The 14,589-nt window shown below is 65.7% G+C and carries 14 protein-coding genes; 7 read left to right on the top strand and 7 right to left on the bottom strand.

Going from position 1 to position 14,589, the window contains the following annotated elements; all coding sequences use genetic code 11:
• Positions 1–246: 246 nt before the first annotated feature.
• Complete coding sequence (locus ACFQZZ_RS33065; RefSeq protein ID WP_378688757.1) at positions 247–1,767, top strand: catalase; 1,521 nt, start codon at positions 247–249, stop codon at positions 1,765–1,767.
• Between the two features lie 138 nt (positions 1,768–1,905).
• Here ACFQZZ_RS33065 and ACFQZZ_RS33060 read toward each other — a convergent pair whose 3' ends face one another.
• The 6 genes from ACFQZZ_RS33060 to ACFQZZ_RS33035 form a co-directional block, all read right to left on the bottom strand.
• Positions 1,906–3,297 (bottom strand): AMP-binding protein, encoded by a 1,392-nt coding sequence (locus ACFQZZ_RS33060; protein ID WP_378688755.1) that lies wholly within the window; start codon positions 3,295–3,297, stop codon positions 1,906–1,908.
• Positions 3,290–3,892 carry an energy-coupling factor transporter transmembrane component T family protein gene (locus tag ACFQZZ_RS33055; protein WP_378688752.1) on the bottom strand — a complete coding sequence of 201 codons (603 nt, stop codon included), beginning with the start codon at positions 3,890–3,892 and terminating at the stop codon, positions 3,290–3,292. Before ACFQZZ_RS33055 ends, ACFQZZ_RS33060 begins: the two co-directional genes overlap by 8 nt.
• Complete coding sequence (locus ACFQZZ_RS33050) at positions 3,889–4,569, bottom strand: energy-coupling factor ABC transporter ATP-binding protein (protein WP_378688749.1); 681 nt, start codon at positions 4,567–4,569, stop codon at positions 3,889–3,891. Before ACFQZZ_RS33050 ends, ACFQZZ_RS33055 begins: the two co-directional genes overlap by 4 nt.
• Before the next feature lie 156 nt (positions 4,570–4,725).
• A complete protein-coding gene (locus ACFQZZ_RS33045) occupies positions 4,726–5,853 on the bottom strand; it encodes a thiolase family protein (protein WP_378688746.1) in 1,128 nt (375 codons plus the stop codon).
• Positions 5,850–6,974 carry a class I adenylate-forming enzyme family protein gene (locus ACFQZZ_RS33040; protein WP_378688743.1) on the bottom strand — a complete coding sequence of 375 codons (1,125 nt, stop codon included), beginning with the start codon at positions 6,972–6,974 and terminating at the stop codon, positions 5,850–5,852. The genes ACFQZZ_RS33045 and ACFQZZ_RS33040 overlap by 4 nt, the downstream gene beginning before the upstream one ends.
• Positions 6,967–7,551 carry a biotin transporter BioY gene (locus ACFQZZ_RS33035; RefSeq protein WP_378688740.1) on the bottom strand — a complete coding sequence of 195 codons (585 nt, stop codon included), beginning with the start codon at positions 7,549–7,551 and terminating at the stop codon, positions 6,967–6,969. Before ACFQZZ_RS33035 ends, ACFQZZ_RS33040 begins: the two co-directional genes overlap by 8 nt.
• A 645-nt stretch (positions 7,552–8,196) precedes the next feature.
• Here ACFQZZ_RS33035 and ACFQZZ_RS33030 point away from each other — a divergent pair.
• The 5 genes from ACFQZZ_RS33030 to ACFQZZ_RS33010 all read left to right on the top strand — a co-directional run bounded on the left by ACFQZZ_RS33030 (position 8,197) and on the right by ACFQZZ_RS33010 (position 13,562).
• Complete coding sequence (locus ACFQZZ_RS33030; protein WP_378688737.1) at positions 8,197–8,679, top strand: cation:proton antiporter regulatory subunit; 483 nt, start codon at positions 8,197–8,199, stop codon at positions 8,677–8,679.
• Between the two features lie 3 nt (positions 8,680–8,682).
• On the top strand, positions 8,683–9,885 hold the full coding sequence (locus tag ACFQZZ_RS33025) for a cation:proton antiporter (RefSeq protein WP_378688734.1): 1,203 nt from the start codon (positions 8,683–8,685) through the stop codon (positions 9,883–9,885).
• A gap of 135 nt (positions 9,886–10,020) precedes the next feature.
• Positions 10,021–11,031 (top strand): BTAD domain-containing putative transcriptional regulator, encoded by a 1,011-nt coding sequence (locus tag ACFQZZ_RS33020; protein WP_378688808.1) that lies wholly within the window; start codon positions 10,021–10,023, stop codon positions 11,029–11,031.
• Between the two features lie 513 nt (positions 11,032–11,544).
• On the top strand, positions 11,545–12,801 hold the full coding sequence (locus tag ACFQZZ_RS33015; RefSeq protein WP_378688731.1) for an FAD-dependent oxidoreductase: 1,257 nt from the start codon (positions 11,545–11,547) through the stop codon (positions 12,799–12,801).
• Entirely contained in the window at positions 12,801–13,562 is a 762-nt protein-coding gene (locus ACFQZZ_RS33010) for an alpha/beta fold hydrolase (protein ID WP_378688728.1), read from the top strand. The genes ACFQZZ_RS33015 and ACFQZZ_RS33010 overlap by 1 nt, the downstream gene beginning before the upstream one ends.
• A 24-nt stretch (positions 13,563–13,586) precedes the next feature.
• Here ACFQZZ_RS33010 and ACFQZZ_RS33005 read toward each other — a convergent pair whose 3' ends face one another.
• Positions 13,587–13,964, bottom strand: a complete 378-nt coding sequence (locus ACFQZZ_RS33005) for a winged helix-turn-helix transcriptional regulator (RefSeq protein ID WP_378688725.1) — start codon at positions 13,962–13,964, stop codon at positions 13,587–13,589.
• 115 nt (positions 13,965–14,079) lie between these two features.
• On the opposite strand from ACFQZZ_RS33005, the gene ACFQZZ_RS33000 reads away from it, so the two are divergent.
• A complete protein-coding gene (locus ACFQZZ_RS33000) occupies positions 14,080–14,586 on the top strand; it encodes a luciferase family protein (protein ID WP_378688722.1) in 507 nt (168 codons plus the stop codon).
• The last annotated feature ends 3 nt before the right edge of the window (positions 14,587–14,589 follow it).

Raw genomic sequence — 14,589 nt, 5'->3', positions numbered from 1 at the left:
ACACCTGGGAAGCCGGTCGGTAGAACCTACGGAAGGGTTTCGCCCATATTGATTGTCAAGGGACAACCATCGCCACCTGATCTGCCGCCGATGCGAGCGCGTGGTCGATGTCGACCACCTTGTCGATGCCCGGCGATACCGCACGCCGAACAATGAGGCGGCGTACCTGATCGACACCGCCGAAATCGTGGGACTCTGCCCGCAATGTCGGGCAACGACCTGATTGCCACGTAGAAGAGGAGCGAGATGTCTGAGCAGAACTACACCACCGACGACGCCGGTATCCCGCAACCGAGCGACGAACATTCCTTGACCGTCGGCGCGGACGGTCCGATCCTGTTGAACGACGCCTATCTGATCGAGAAGATGGCCGCCTTCAACCGCGAACGGGTGCCCGAGCGCCAACCGCACGCCAAGGGCGGTGGAGCTTTCGGCACATTAGAAGTCACCCACGATGTCAGTGCCTACACCAAGGCGGATGTGTTCCAGCCCGGCAAGAAGACGGAGATGCTGGCCAGGTTCTCCAGCGTCGCCGGTGAGCGTGGCAGCCCCGATACCTGGCGTGACCCGCGCGGATTCGCGCTCAAGTTCTATACCGAGCAGGGCAATTTCGACATGGTCGGCAACAACACGCCGGTCTTCTTCATGCGAGATCCGATGAAGTTCCAGGACTTCATCCGCTCGCAGAAGCGCCGCGCCGACAACAACCTGCGCGATCACGACATGCAGTGGGACTTCTGGACGCTGTCGCCGGAATCCGCGCACCAGGTGACCTGGCTGATGGGCGACCGCGGCATCCCGCGCACCTGGCGACACATGAACGGCTACTCCAGCCACACCTACCTGTGGGCCAACGCCGCGGGTGAACGATTCTGGGTCAAATACCACTTCAAGACCGATCAGCGCATCGAGTTCTTCACCCAGGACGAGGGTGACCAGATGGCCGCGATGGACACCGATTACCACACCCGTGATCTGTGGGAGGCGATCGACGGCGGCAACTACCCGAGCTGGACGCTGAAGATGCAGATCATGCCGTTCGACGAGGCGAAGACCTACCGGTTCAACCCCTTCGATCTCACCAAGGTCTGGCCGCACGGCGACTATCCGCTGATCGAGGTCGGCAAGATGACCTTGAATCGCAACCCTGCCGACTATCACACCGAGATCGAGCAGGCCGCATTCGAGCCGAGCAGTGCGGTGCCGGGCACCGGACCGAGCCCGGACAAGATGCTGCTGGGCCGATGGTTCTCCTACCCCGACGCGCATCGACACCGCATCGGCGCCAACTACAAACTGCTGCCGGTCAATTCGCCGCACGCGACCACAGCACGGTCGTATTCGAAGGACGGGGCGATGCGCTATACGAACGTGAGCGATCCCGTCTACGTGCCCAACTCCAAGGGCGGCCCGCACGCCGACCCCGCGGTCACCGGCCCAACCATCGGCTGGCACAGCGACGGCGAAATGGTCCGCAGCGCTTACACCTTGCGCCGCGACGACGATGATTGGGGCCAGGCGGGCACCATGGTCCGCGACGTCCTCGACGACGCCGCGCGCGGGCGGTTGGTGGACAACATTGTCGGGCACCTGCTCAACGGAGTCAGCGCGCCCGTGCTGTCCAGGGCATTCGAGTACTGGCGCAACGTCGACAAGGAACTCGGCGATCGCGTCGAAACGGGCGTGCGGGCCAAAAAGGACGAGCTCGACCCGAAGGCCGCGAAGCAAGGCAACCCGGCCCGCTCCTCGGCTCAGGCAAAGGCATGACCACGACATAGCAAGCCGTGTGCCGGTCCATGCGGGTAATGCCGCCGCATGGACCGTTCGCACGCACGCACCGATGGTGGATGCGCAGGCCACGTCCATCGCTGCCGGTGACGGCCGCTAGACGCCGCTACGAAAAGTTCAGTTCTCGCCGCTGCGATGGGAGGCGAAGGTGGCCGAGAGGGCTTGACGGTCGAGCTTTCCGCGCGGCGTGCGCGGCAGGCTGTCGAGGGTCAGGAGCTGAATCGGCATGCTCGGACTAGGGAGTGTCGCGCGCAGGTGCCGCCAGATTTCGTCGGTGCTCGGGGCGTCGCCGTTCACCACGATCGCGGCCGCGGGCGCCTCACCCATTCGGGCGTCGGGCACTGCGATGCACGCGGCCTCCGTGATACCGGGTATCGCAGTCAGCGCTGCTTCGACGGCGGCGGGTTCTACGTTGAGTCCGGCTCGGATCAGCATGTCGCTGTTTCGGCCGAACAGCCGTAGGCGGTTGCCGACCACCTGGCCTCGGTCACCCACCGACATCCAGCCATCGACGGGACCGTCTACCACCCCGTTCTCGGTGAGGTAGCCGTCGAACAGCATGTCGCTGCGGACGAACACCAGGTCTTCTCGGATCTGCACCTCGACGCCGTCGAACAGTTCGCCCGCCGAGGTTTCATCCACGGCGCCGAGCCCCCGGTCGAAGGACACGAAGCTCAATTCGGACGCACCGTAGAAGTGCACGAGCGACGCGTTCGGCAAGATCTCCTGCAACGCTCGACGTCCGGTGCGCGGCCACCGGGCCGCCGAAGACAGCACCTCACGGACACCCTCGATCGGACCGATCTCCGACCGCACCACGTCCCAGGCAATCGTCGGCACCGAATACAGGTGTGTTGCCCCTTCAGAGAGTGTCTGCGCCACCGGTCGCAGATCCACCGACGCGCCTCGGGTGAGGGCATGCAGCGCGCCGTAGAGGAAATGCGTGTGATCGAGCACGCCGGGCACCGAGACGCGATCACCGCTGCCGATGTCGAATGTGCGGTCGGAGCGGTCGAGCGTGGTAGCCCACGAACGTTGGTCGCGCACGAACAGCTTCGGCTCACCGGTGGTCCCGGAGGTGACGCCGACCAGCAGTTCGGTGTCGGGGTGTGCGCGGCCGACCGGACCGTCGGATTCCAGCGTGGCAGCGGTCAGCACGGGTCCGTCGAATCCCAGTCTCCGCAACCGCGGATGCTGGTGCGGCGCCGCCACGACGGCACCTGGCTTCGCGAGCTCGAGCACCCTGGTCAGCTGAGCAGGTAGCAGGTGCCGGTGCAACAACACGACGCTGACACCGACGTGCGCGGCTGCCGCGACGACGACCAGCGATCCGACATCCGAGGTGGGCAGCACGGCAACCCGGTTCATGCCGTCGAGCCCCGCAGCAGTGCGGGTGACCCTCGACCAGAACTCGCGATAGTCGACGCGTTCGCGACCGGCGACGACGGCCGTCGACTCCGGGTGCTCGCCGGCCCGTCGGGCGATACGCTCGGCCAGCAGCTCAGTCATCGTCCACTCCCCTCGCGGCGAGGGCGTCGCCCATCGCATCCGCGGTGCGCAACGCCCGCACCAGCACGGGGGTGACCAGCGCCGTCATCGACCACTGCAACCCGCGGGCCCGCCGCGCCTCGGCGACATCGCGCACGATCTCGGTCAGCAGCGGAACACACCGGATGGCCAGTGCGAGCAGCAGCCCGACCCGCTCGGGATCCACCCCGATCTTGCGCAGCGGTCCGAGCGCACGCGTCACGGCGTCGAGCATGTCGGTGACGCGGGTGGTGAGCGTGACCAGTGCCGCGAGCGCCACCGAGATCAACAGCACACCGCACACGACGACAGCCCGTGCGGGCGAGGTGAGCAACACCTGGAACGCGCCGATGATCAGGAGCATCCACACCATCGGACGTACTTGGGCCACAACGACTTTCCACGGAATACCCGCCACCGCGAACAATCCCGCCACCGCCACACCGACAATCACGACGACGAGCGGGCTGCGCACCAACACCGTGGCCGTCACGATCGACACGATCAACAGCGCCAGTTTCAGCCCGGCGGGCATCCGGTGCAGCAAGGAGTCGCCGGGCCGGTAGACCCCGATCATCCGACCGATGCCCGATATGCGGGGACTGCTTCGGCGGGGGTTCCGTCGAACGTCACGGCACCGTCGTCGATGACGATGACGCGGTCGAAGCCCTCCAACAGTGCCAGTTGATGCGTCACGACGATCACCTGCTGGTCCACGGAATCGAGTGCGTCGGCGACCACACGGGCATTGCGCAGATCCAGCAGGGTGGTCGGCTCATCGGCGACGATCACCTCAGGTCCGCGAATGAGGACCGCGCCGATGGCGAGCAACTGCTTCTGACCGCCGGACAATAGGTGCGCAGGATGCTCGCCGTGCTGCTCCAGCCCGAACCGGACCAGCATTTCCTCGACGCGCGCCGCGATCTCCTGCTTGCTCAGACCGCTCCGTCGCAGCGAGAAGGCGAGATCCTCCGAAACCGTCGGCATGACGATCTGGGTGTCGGGGTCGGTGAACACGAACCCGACCTTGCGACGCACCTGCGCGCCCTTCCTGGCCGCGTCGACTCCATCGACCGTGACGGTGCCGGACATCGGCTTCAGCAAGCCGTTGATCATGCGCGCCAATGTCGACTTGCCGGAACCGTTGGCACCGATGATGCCGACGCGGCGCTCATGAAGGCGCAAGTCGATGTCACGCAGCACTTTTCGATCACCGAAACTGTGGCTCACCGAGTCGAAGACGATCTCGCTCACGACTCCGCCTCGCTGACGCTCAGCTCCGCCGTGCGCGAGAACGCACTGCACCGATGGTTCACTCGCCGAAGCTCCCTCACAACTCCGCCCCACTGACGCTCAGCTCCGCCGTGCGCGAGAACGCACTGCACCGATGGTTCACTCGCCGAAGCTCCCTCACGACACACGCTCCACGAGCATCGCGATGCCCTGCCCGCCTCCGATGGCACATGCCGCGAGGCCGAGTGTGGGTCCGCTGTCGCGCAGCATTTGACTTGCCAACCGCACCAGCAAGATAGCGCCGGACGCTCCCCACGGATGACCCATCGCGATCGCACCGCCCTGCGGGCAGATCGTGGATTCGTCCAATCCCAATTCGTCCGACACCGCAAGAACCACCGACGCGAAAGCCTCGGTGATCTCGATGACGCCCAGGTCGGCCGCATCGAATCCGGTGCGGCGCAGCAGTTTCCGAATCGCGGGTACGGGCCCGAGGCCGGGGAACGCTGGATCGGACCCGGCGACCGCGGACCCGAGTATCCGCAACGCGGGCAGCCCCGCGGCCAGCGACTCGCTGGTGACCGCCACCACCGCGGCGCCGTCGGAGATGCCGCACGAGTTACCAGCTGTCGCCGTTCCGCCGACGCCGAAGCTGGGGCGCAGTCGTGCAAGCCGGGCCTCGGTCATGCCCGCACGGATGCGCTCGTCGCGGTGCACATCGCCGATCGGCACAATCTCCGAGGAAAAGTCGGCCGCGGCGGCGAGGGTGTGCGAGCGCGCAGCATAGGCATCCTGCCGTTCCCGGCTGATGCCACGGACACGCGCGAGATCGTCGGCGGCCACACCCATATCGGGATCGGGAAAGCCTTGCGGCGCAAAGGGAGCGCGGGTGTATCGCACGGGATCGGCGCCGGAGACCGGCGGCCAGAACCGCCACGGCGCGGTGCTTGCCGATTCGACGCCGCCGGCCAGAATGAGTTCGTCCGCGCCACTGCGCACCCGCAACGCCGCCTGCATGACCGCATCCAAGCCGGAGCCGCACTGACGGTCGACGGTGACACCAGGAACGTGCACGCCCACACCGGCCCGCAATGCCGCGATCCGCGCCGGATCACCGCCCGGCCCGAGGCAGTTGCCGAGGACGACATCGTCCACCTCGGTGTCGATGCCCGCGCCACGCAGCGAGGACAGCACGTCGCGCAGCACGGGGGCGGCCAGGTCGGTGGTGGTGAGGTCCGCGAATCCGTGCCCGGCATTTCCGATCGGTGTCCGACGCGGCGCAACCAGCACGGGGACATGATTCATGTCAGCAAGTCTTTCAGCCGCCCCCGGGCGAGTTTGCCGCCGGCGGTCCGCGGCAGTGCCTGCAGCGGCACCCAGCGCCGCGGCATGGCCTCCTTCGTCAGTACTCCGCGTGCTCGCGACCTGACCTCGTCGATTCCGGCCACGCCGTCGAGTTGTACAGCGGCCGTGACGGTTTCACCGAACACCGCATGCGGCGATCCGACGACGGCCGCGGCGGTGACACCGTCGATCGTCTCCAGGATGCGCTCGACATCCTCGGCGACCACGGTCGTGCCGCCGACGTTGATCGCCGACTCGCCCCTGCCCCGCACGGTGAGCTCGCGGTTGTCCCCCAGCTCCGCGAGATCGCCGACGCCGAACCACTCCGGCGCGCCGAGCACGCGGTAGGGCGAACGGACGTAGAGCAGCCCGCCGCGCACCTCGGCATCCACGCCGTCCAGCAGTCGAAGCGGCTCGGGAACCCTGCGGGCCGCGACGAGGGAGACTTCCGCGGATCCGTAGTACTCGATGAGCTCAATGCCGTCCGCCGCCGCCGTAGCGCCGTCGTCGAGGGCGATGCCCGCGACGATCGCTGTACGCAGATTCGTCGCACTGCGCACCACCGCACGCAGTATGGCCGGCACGGCGTGCACCACGGTCGCCTGCGATGGGTCGTCGGTCACGCACGCACCGCGCCACAGTGCATGCAGCGCGCCGAACAGATGCATCGTCGCGTGTAGTGGGCCGGTGATCAGTACGCGGTCGGTTGCCTCGATGCCGGTGATCGTGGTGAACGCGGGGAAACTGTCGAACCAAGACGCGGCGGTCCGGGCGAGTGGTCGTGGGCGGCCGGTCGAGCCCGAGGTTGTCACGAGTAGAAACGCCGTCGGCGGAACGCTCGGGCGGTCGGCGCGCGCCTCGGGGTTCTCTACGATCACCGGCACGCCCCGGCGCGCCGCGGCACAGACGCAGATCAAAGCGTCCGCAACCGCGAGCGTCGATGCGTCGTAGACCGCCGCGTGCGGCCCCTGTCGGTCGATCCACTGCTCGATCGCAACGTCGAGTTGCTGGTAGGTGTAGGTGCGGCCGTCGACGTCGATGGCGGGCTGATCGTCCACGCCGCCGAGTTCGGGACTATGCACGGATCAGACCGGGGTACGCACGGTGCACTCCCTTGGCGACGACGGTAGCTACGACCACCTTCAGCAGGTCACCAGGAATGAACGCGAAATTGGTGGTGATCGAGTGCCGGAAGCCCAGATCGGTGCGCAGCAGCAGCCCGATGGTGCCGAAAACGTAGATGATCAGAATCCCACCGACCGCGTTCACCAGCAGACCGAGTACGAGCGGATACTTCGGCAGAATCCGGGCGGTCAGCAGGCCGATGAAAAGCGCCGCGGGAATCCAGCCGATGAGGTACCCGGCACTGGGCCCCGCCAGCGCCGTCAATCCGGTGCGGCCACCGGAGAGCAGCGGCAAACCGATCATCGTCAGTGCGAGGAAGACCACCACCGCCGCCGTACCCTTGCGCGCCCCGAGCACCGCCCCGGCCAGAATGACACCGAGGGTCTGCACCGTAATCGGCACGCCGCTGAATCCGACCGTGATGGCGCCAGGCAGACCCAGGGCCGCGATCAGCGCCGCGAACACGGCGATCTGCGCCATGTCCCGCGCGGACATACCGACCCTCGACTCCCGAGAGTTCTCGACACCTGCCACGACGACATCCTTCGCTATCAACTTGAACGACGTTCAAGATAGCAGGCTGGCGCGGTGCCGGACCGAACACGGCAGACCCGCACCCGCAAGACGTGCGCACGAGTGGATGTTCGGAAACGATTCGGCCGCCACGCCGCCGTGGTCGTTGCTATCCTCTCGCTCGTTACCCAGGCTTAGCGCCCATGTCCGCCGCCTGCCCGTCGTGCTCCTGGTCCTCCCCGATGCACGTGTCGTCGCACCACTCGGTCCGCTACCTACGCTGCGTGTGCGGCAAGTGGCTGGTCGCACACCGTGGTGGCGTAAACCTGGTCGCCGGCACCGGCAAAAAAGCCGTGGCATCCGAACACTTCGAATTGATTCCGCTGCCTGACGAGTAATCCATGACCAGTCACTGGTCAAGGCGCTCCGCACGGTCTTCGGTAACCACACGAACAGCACCCGACCGGATCGACGCACCGCGGAGCAAAAACCGAATCCGTTCCGAACTCGTCCGGCGCTCGCTGCGCACTGCCCGGCGCCTCGATATCGCGAAAGCGGCCAATGAAACGACGTTTCGCCTGCTACGAGTCGGATCCAAGGTAGGCTAAACGGACAAATCGCCCACCCTAAGGGTGCGGCCGGGGCGGGCGAAGGTAGGCTCGGGGGGTGAACGTTGAGGTGACGCCATTGCCGGGAATCGGTGTGCGTAAGGACTTTTCGATCAAGAGCGGGCATCGCAGGATCGGCGTCATCGACCGCCGGGATGGCACGATCGACCTGATTCTGAGTAAGGCCGACAACCCGGATGTCACCGATCAGCTCCACTTGTCGGCGAATGAGGCGGCGGCGTTGGCGAACCTTTTGGGGGCGCCGCAATTGGTCGCGCGGTTGCGCGCCGAGCATCGAGAACTGGAAGGGATCAACACGCGCCAGTTCCCGATCCTGCGCGGTTCACCGTACGACGCACGAATGCTCAGCGAGACCGAGATGCGTACGCGGACGAAAGCGTCCATTGTCGCGGTGATGCGTGCCGGGCAAGTGATTGCCTCACCAGGCCCGGAATTCATGTTCGCGTCGGGTGATCTACTGGTGATCGTCGGTACCGCGGACGGCCTGGACGCCGCCGCCGAGATCCTAAGCAACGGCTGATCCATGGTGTTCGAAGGAACCGCGCTCTCGCTGATCCAGCTGGGCGCGGTATTTTTTGGCCTCGGTCTACTCGGACGGATCGCCGCTCGCATCGGAATGTCGCCGATCCCTTTGTATCTCATCGGCGGGCTGGTCTTCGGCAATGGCGGGTTCATCGCCCTGAGCAATGTCGACGAGTTCATCCACCTCGCCAGCGAGATCGGGGTGGTGTTGCTACTGCTCATGCTCGGCCTGGAATACAGTGCGCCGGAACTGGTTACCGGAATGCGAAGATCCTGGCAGGCCGGACTGCTCGACATCGCGCTCAACGCGACGCCCGGCGTACTGGTCGCCCTCGGTCTGGGTTGGGGTGTCACCGGAGCGATCGCGATGGCAGGAGTCACCTATATCTCCTCCTCGGGGATCGTCGCCAAGGTACTGAACGACCTCGGTCGACTCGGTAACCGGGAGACGCCGGTGATCCTGTCGATCCTGGTGTTCGAGGATCTCGTCATGGCCGGTTATCTGCCGGTGTTGACCGCGGTGCTGGCCGGTGTCGGGCTGCTCGCCGGACTGAAAACTCTTGGCATCGCATTGCTCGCCGTCACCGTGGTACTCGTGGTCGCATTGCGTTACGGCAAGCACGTCTCCGCGGTCGTGGCCAGCGAAGACCGCGAGATCTTCCTGCTCAAGCTCCTGGGCGCCGCACTGCTGGTGGCCGGTTTCGCATCAGCGGTACAGGTTTCCGCGGCGGTCGGCGCGTTCCTGCTCGGTATCGCGATCTCCGATTCGACCGCGCACAACGCGACGAAGATCATGGAGCCGCTGCGCGATCTGTTCGCGGCGATGTTCTTCGTACTCTTCGGCCTGACCACCGATCCGGCGAGCATCCCACCGGTACTGGGCTGGGCCTGCCTACTGGCGGTAATCACCACCGCCACCAAACTGGCGACCGGCTGGTGGGCCGCCAAACAGGCCGGGGCATCCCGCTACGGCCGAGCCCGCGCGGGCACCGCGCTGGTGGCGCATGGCGAGTTCTCCATCGTGATCGCGGGACTGGCCGTCGCGGCGGGCGCCGTCCCCGGCGAGTTCGCCGCAATGGCCACGACTTACGTGCTGATCATGGCGGTGATCGGCCCGATCGCCGCCCGCGTTGTCGAGCCCATCCTCGGCATGTGGACCCGCCGCCCTTCCCCACCACAGCCCGCGGCCGAACCGCACGAATGATCATGGCGGTGGCGGCGGCCGACACCGGTCACGTTGCGCCAGAGCAGGTTCGACGAGTCGTTGCCCTCCGTACCCGACATACCCCACCCGAAAGGCTCTCAATCTCCTTGTCCCGTAGGGAAATTCAGTCGACATGTGTGGCGAGTTTACTCGGATATTACTCAAGTTTCATCGACTCGATACGGCATCCTCGATAGTGTTGACCCTACCTACAGCGAGGTGGGATTTCGAAGACCTCACGTCGGTCGGGGGGAATACGCCCGTAGGGAGAGCTCGGTGAAGTATCCAGTATGCGCTCGCGTGTTAGGTCCGTTGACGCTTGCTCTGAACAATCGCAACGCAACGCCCACAGCCCAAAAGCAGCGGCAACTCTTGGCATTGTTACTGGTCAGACATTCGACAGTAGTTCCGGTCAGCACGCTGATCGAAGAACTATGGAGCGACGATCCGCCGCGCAGTGCGGTCGCCATCATCCAGACCTACGTGCTCGGAATTCGCAAGAAGATGGCGGAGCAACTCGACATCGGACAGGCCGAAGTCGCGGAACGATTTCTGTGCACCCGAAGCAAGGGGTATTCGTTCGAGGTGAAGGATTGTGTTTTCGACCTGCGCAATTATCGCTCGATGTCGGATGCCGCTCGGGTCGCCGCCAAGGCAGGCGACGATCACCGCGCCGTCGATCTGTTCCTCGCCGCGGAGGCCTGCTGGACCGGCCCCGCGCTGGTAGACGTGGAGGCCGGCATGCCGCTGGCGGCCGAGATCTCGCACCTGGATCACCTGCGTCTGACCAATATCGAGCTACGGATCGAAGCGGAACTCCGGTTGGGCCGCCACCGCGAGCTGTGTCCCGACCTGGCCCGATTGACCATGCAACACCCGCTGGACGAGCGGCTACAGGCGTATTACATGTTCGCGCTGAGTCGTTCGGGTCAGCGACACCTCGCGCTCAGCTCCTACCAGCAGTTCTGCAAGGCAATGCAGCACGAGCTCGGGCTCGACCCCTGTATGAAACTGCAGAAGCTGCACCAGGACATCCTCGCCGCCTCGGACGAACGGGTCGGCATGATGCTCGAACGCAAGCATGCGGGCTATCTCATCGGCTTCCATTCGCCTGCCGGACAGGCAGCCTCGGCGACGCCCGCCTAGTCATTCACCCAATTCACGCGTGCCACATCCTGGCATGCCGATCACCCGACATCCGCACCCGATGTACTTCTGTCGACCGCATAGAAATTGTCGAAGAATCAGATCCGCCGACGACAATTTCTATGCGCTCGGGATCCTTGGAATGCGGAACATCGGACCAGCTGTTACAGCGGATCAACGGTCGACTCTATCCGGAGCTGGACCCCCGTTTCGCAATCGTCGAATGATCGCGCGCCGGTGAGGACTGACCGTTCACGCATTCGTGGCGGGTCACCGCGGATCATTTCCGACAGCCTACGCCCGCCGACTCGAGACCCCCTCGACTCGGCGGCTCGAGCGGTGCTCGAGGACTTCTGACCATGCTTGGGCTCCATCGTCGCCGGTACACCACCATTTCCGCGGAGGGAGCAAACGCTATGAATACCAGCGCATTCGGCGGTCCCGGATGAGTCGCCACGTTGCCACCGCCCGCCCCGCTCTCCGCCGCGACGGAAGGGCGCCGATATGCCCGGCGTGACGATCGATCCTGTCGAAGTCTGTGTCGTCGGCGGCGGGCCCGCCGGACTGATGGCCGGACTCCTGCTGGCCAGGTCCGGCGTGAATGTTCTTGTGCTGGAGAAGCATCCAGACTTTCTGCGCGACTTCCGAGGCGACACCGTCCATCCCTCGACGCTGCGGGCGATGGATGAGCTGGGACTGGCCGACGAGTTTCTCGCGCTGCCACATGTCGAGCTGCCGCAGCTGCCGATGGCCACCGCGATGGGGCCGGTGATCTTCGCCGACTTCCGTAAACTGCCGGGACGTTTCCCGTTCGTCGCGTTCATGCCGCAGTGGGACGTGCTGAACTTCCTCGCCGACGCGGGCCGCCGATATCCGGGCTTCCGGCTGCTGCAAGAGGCCGAGGTGACCGACCTGATCCAACAGGACGGCGTGGTGGTCGGCGTCCGCGCGCATACTCCGGACGAGCAGTTCGAGGTTCGGTGCAACCTTGTCATCGCCGCCGACGGGCGCAATTCCCTCGCACGCGGCTCCGGCCTGCTCGAGGTCGCGGCAGGGGTAGCGCCGATGGACGTGCTGTGGTTCCGGGTAGGCAAACCCGACGGCGACCGGCTGCCGACGGTGCGCAGCGGCAACGGCTTCTTCATCGTCTGCATCGACCGCGGCGACTATCTCCAGGTCGCGTACATGATTCCGAAAGGCGGCTTCGGCACGATCAAGTCCGCTGGGCTCGGTGCATTCCGGACCGAACTCGCCGCGATCTATCCGAGTCTCACCGCGCACCTCGATGCGGAGATCCACAGCTGGGACGACATCAAACCGCTCGATGTCCGGGTCGACCGGTTGCGCCGCTGGTACCGCCCCGGTCTGGTCGCGATCGGCGACGCCGCGCACGCGATGTCACCCGCCGGCGGAGTCGGCATCAATCTCGCCGTACAGGACGCCGTCGCCGCCGCGCGAATACTGGCGCCGACGCTGACAGCGGGCAGGCGCCCTACCGTCGCCGAGCTTCGCGAGATTCAGCGCAGACGCCAATTCCCCATGCGGGTAGTGCAGTTCGCGCAGCTACGGCTGCTGTCGGATCTCTACCCGAACGCAGGGCGGCCGGGCACCGACAAGCCACTACTGGTCCGGTTGCTGCGGCGTGTTCCTGGTCTGCCACACGTAGTGGCCCGGATCATCGGACTCGGCATCCGACCAGAACACGTGCCGCCGACGGCACATATCGCCGAAACCTACCCTGCTCCAACGAAACTCAGGGAGAACCAATAGTGTCGACCTATCTGCTCATCCATGGAGCCTTCCACGGCGGCTGGTGCTGGCAGCGGGTGACGCCGTTGCTGGAGGCCGCGGGCCATACCGTGCAGGCGCCGTCACTGGTCGGGCTCGGCGACCGAGCCGAGCTGCTGACCCCGGAGGTCGGACTCGACACCCACGTGCAGGACCTGGTCGAGCTCATCGTGTCCGACGACCTGACCGACATCATCCTGGTCGGACACAGCTACGCGGGCATCGTCGTCACCGCGGTGGCGGATGCGGTAGCGGACCGGATCGCCGAACTGGTCTATATCGACACCTTCGTCCCCCGCGACGGCGAAGCGGTCGCCGACATCATGCCCGGCATGGTCGAGGCATTCGTCGCCGCGGCCGCCGCGACGGGCGAGGGCTGGCGGGTTCCGCCGCAGACCACCCCCATGGGCGACGGCGGCCTGTACGGCGTCACGGACGAACCCGACCTCAGCTGGGTGGCCTCGATGCAGACGGCCCAGTCGCTCAGGACATTTCAACAGCCGATGCGACTGCGCAACCCGGACGAACTGGCGAAGATACCGGTGACCCATGTCCATTGCAGCGAGGGCGGCGAGGACTTCAAGCAGATGCGTGCGGCAGGTCTGCCGCGCACCTTCCCGCCCGCGGACTTTCCCGCGGAGCGCATCTACGTGCTCCCGACCGGGCATGACTGCATGATCACCATGCCGCGCGAATTGGCCGGGCATCTACTCGAACTCGCCGCGGCGCGGGTAGAGAGCTGACCTGCAACAGAACGTCCGGTGTGCTCAGCCGCCCGCGTCGTAGGCGGCGCGGGCGGCGAGCACCTCGGCGAGATGCTCGCCCGACCAGTCCACGATGCTGCCGAACACCGGAGCCAGCGTCGCTGCCAGCGGGGTCGCCGCGTACTCCACCCGCGGCGGCACCTCGGCGTAGTAGGTGCGCGCGACCAAGCCGTCGCGTTCGAGCTGACGCAGACGCTGAGTCAGCACTTTCGGCGTCAGGCCCGGAATGCGCTGCTGTAGTTCGGTGAAGCGCAGTCGGCCGTCATGGGTAAGCACCCACAGCACCTGTGTCGACCATCGCCCGAAGACGAGATCGATCACCGGCGTGATCGGACACGGATCCACCGTCGCGTTCGCCGCCGCACGGGGCACAGTAGTCATCGATCCTCCAGTCGAGCCACTTTCCTCTTGGTAACTACTATACTTTGGAAAGTACTGTGTTTCCCAGCAGCCGCGCACACATTGCGAGTGAGCGAAAACCCAAGGGAGCACAGTGATGACGACGACAGTGCACAACCGGCCGGGGCTACCTCCGCGATCCGGGAACCCGCCTCTCACGCGAGCACACAATCCACACCAGCAGCTCAGCCAGACCGCGCCGACCGTCCTGCAGGAGACCCTGTGGTCCCGCATGATCACCCTGCCGGGCGTGATTGTCGGCCGCAGCGGCGTTTCCCTGTCGGATACGCGCGCCCTGCATCTGCGACCGGGTGACGCCAACGGCCCCGCCGAGGCGTTTCTGGTCGGCACCGAATTCGCGCACCTGCACGGGCCGTCCGACGGCAGCCTGCATATGTGTCTGCCCACCGATGTTGTCGCCGAGGCGATCACCCGCGGCTGGGCCGAGCTGCATCCGATGGCACGGCAACGATTCCTGCCCGCGACGTTGGTGATGGTCTACGGGCCGCGCGATACCGACGAACTGAATATCGCCTGGCGTCTGGTCGTGGCCAGTTACCAATTCGCTCGCCAAGCGCGCGAGACCGAGCGCGTCGACAACTGAGGA

This window comes from Nocardia sp. GCM10030253 (assembly GCF_042675075.1).
Classification (GTDB): domain Bacteria; phylum Actinomycetota; class Actinomycetes; order Mycobacteriales; family Mycobacteriaceae; genus Nocardia.
The sequence above is the reverse complement of the archived record's forward strand: the minus strand, read 5'-3'. Positions and strand labels throughout refer to the sequence as shown.

Bases quoted from the DNA above. Each gene is read 5' to 3' on its own strand.
- ACFQZZ_RS33065 (WP_378688757.1), top strand. From the start codon at position 247: ATGTCTGAGCAGAACTACACCACCGACGACGCCGGTATCCCGCAACCG.
- ACFQZZ_RS33060 (WP_378688755.1), bottom strand. From the start codon at position 3,297: ATGACTGAGCTGCTGGCCGAGCGTATCGCCCGACGGGCCGGCGAGCAC.
- ACFQZZ_RS33055 (WP_378688752.1), bottom strand. From the start codon at position 3,892: ATGATCGGGGTCTACCGGCCCGGCGACTCCTTGCTGCACCGGATGCCC.
- ACFQZZ_RS33045 (WP_378688746.1), bottom strand. From the start codon at position 5,853: ATGAATCATGTCCCCGTGCTGGTTGCGCCGCGTCGGACACCGATCGGA.
- ACFQZZ_RS33025 (WP_378688734.1), top strand. From the start codon at position 8,683: ATGGTGTTCGAAGGAACCGCGCTCTCGCTGATCCAGCTGGGCGCGGTA.
- ACFQZZ_RS33005 (WP_378688725.1), bottom strand. From the start codon at position 13,964: ATGACTACTGTGCCCCGTGCGGCGGCGAACGCGACGGTGGATCCGTGT.
- ACFQZZ_RS33000 (WP_378688722.1), top strand. From the start codon at position 14,080: ATGACGACGACAGTGCACAACCGGCCGGGGCTACCTCCGCGATCCGGG.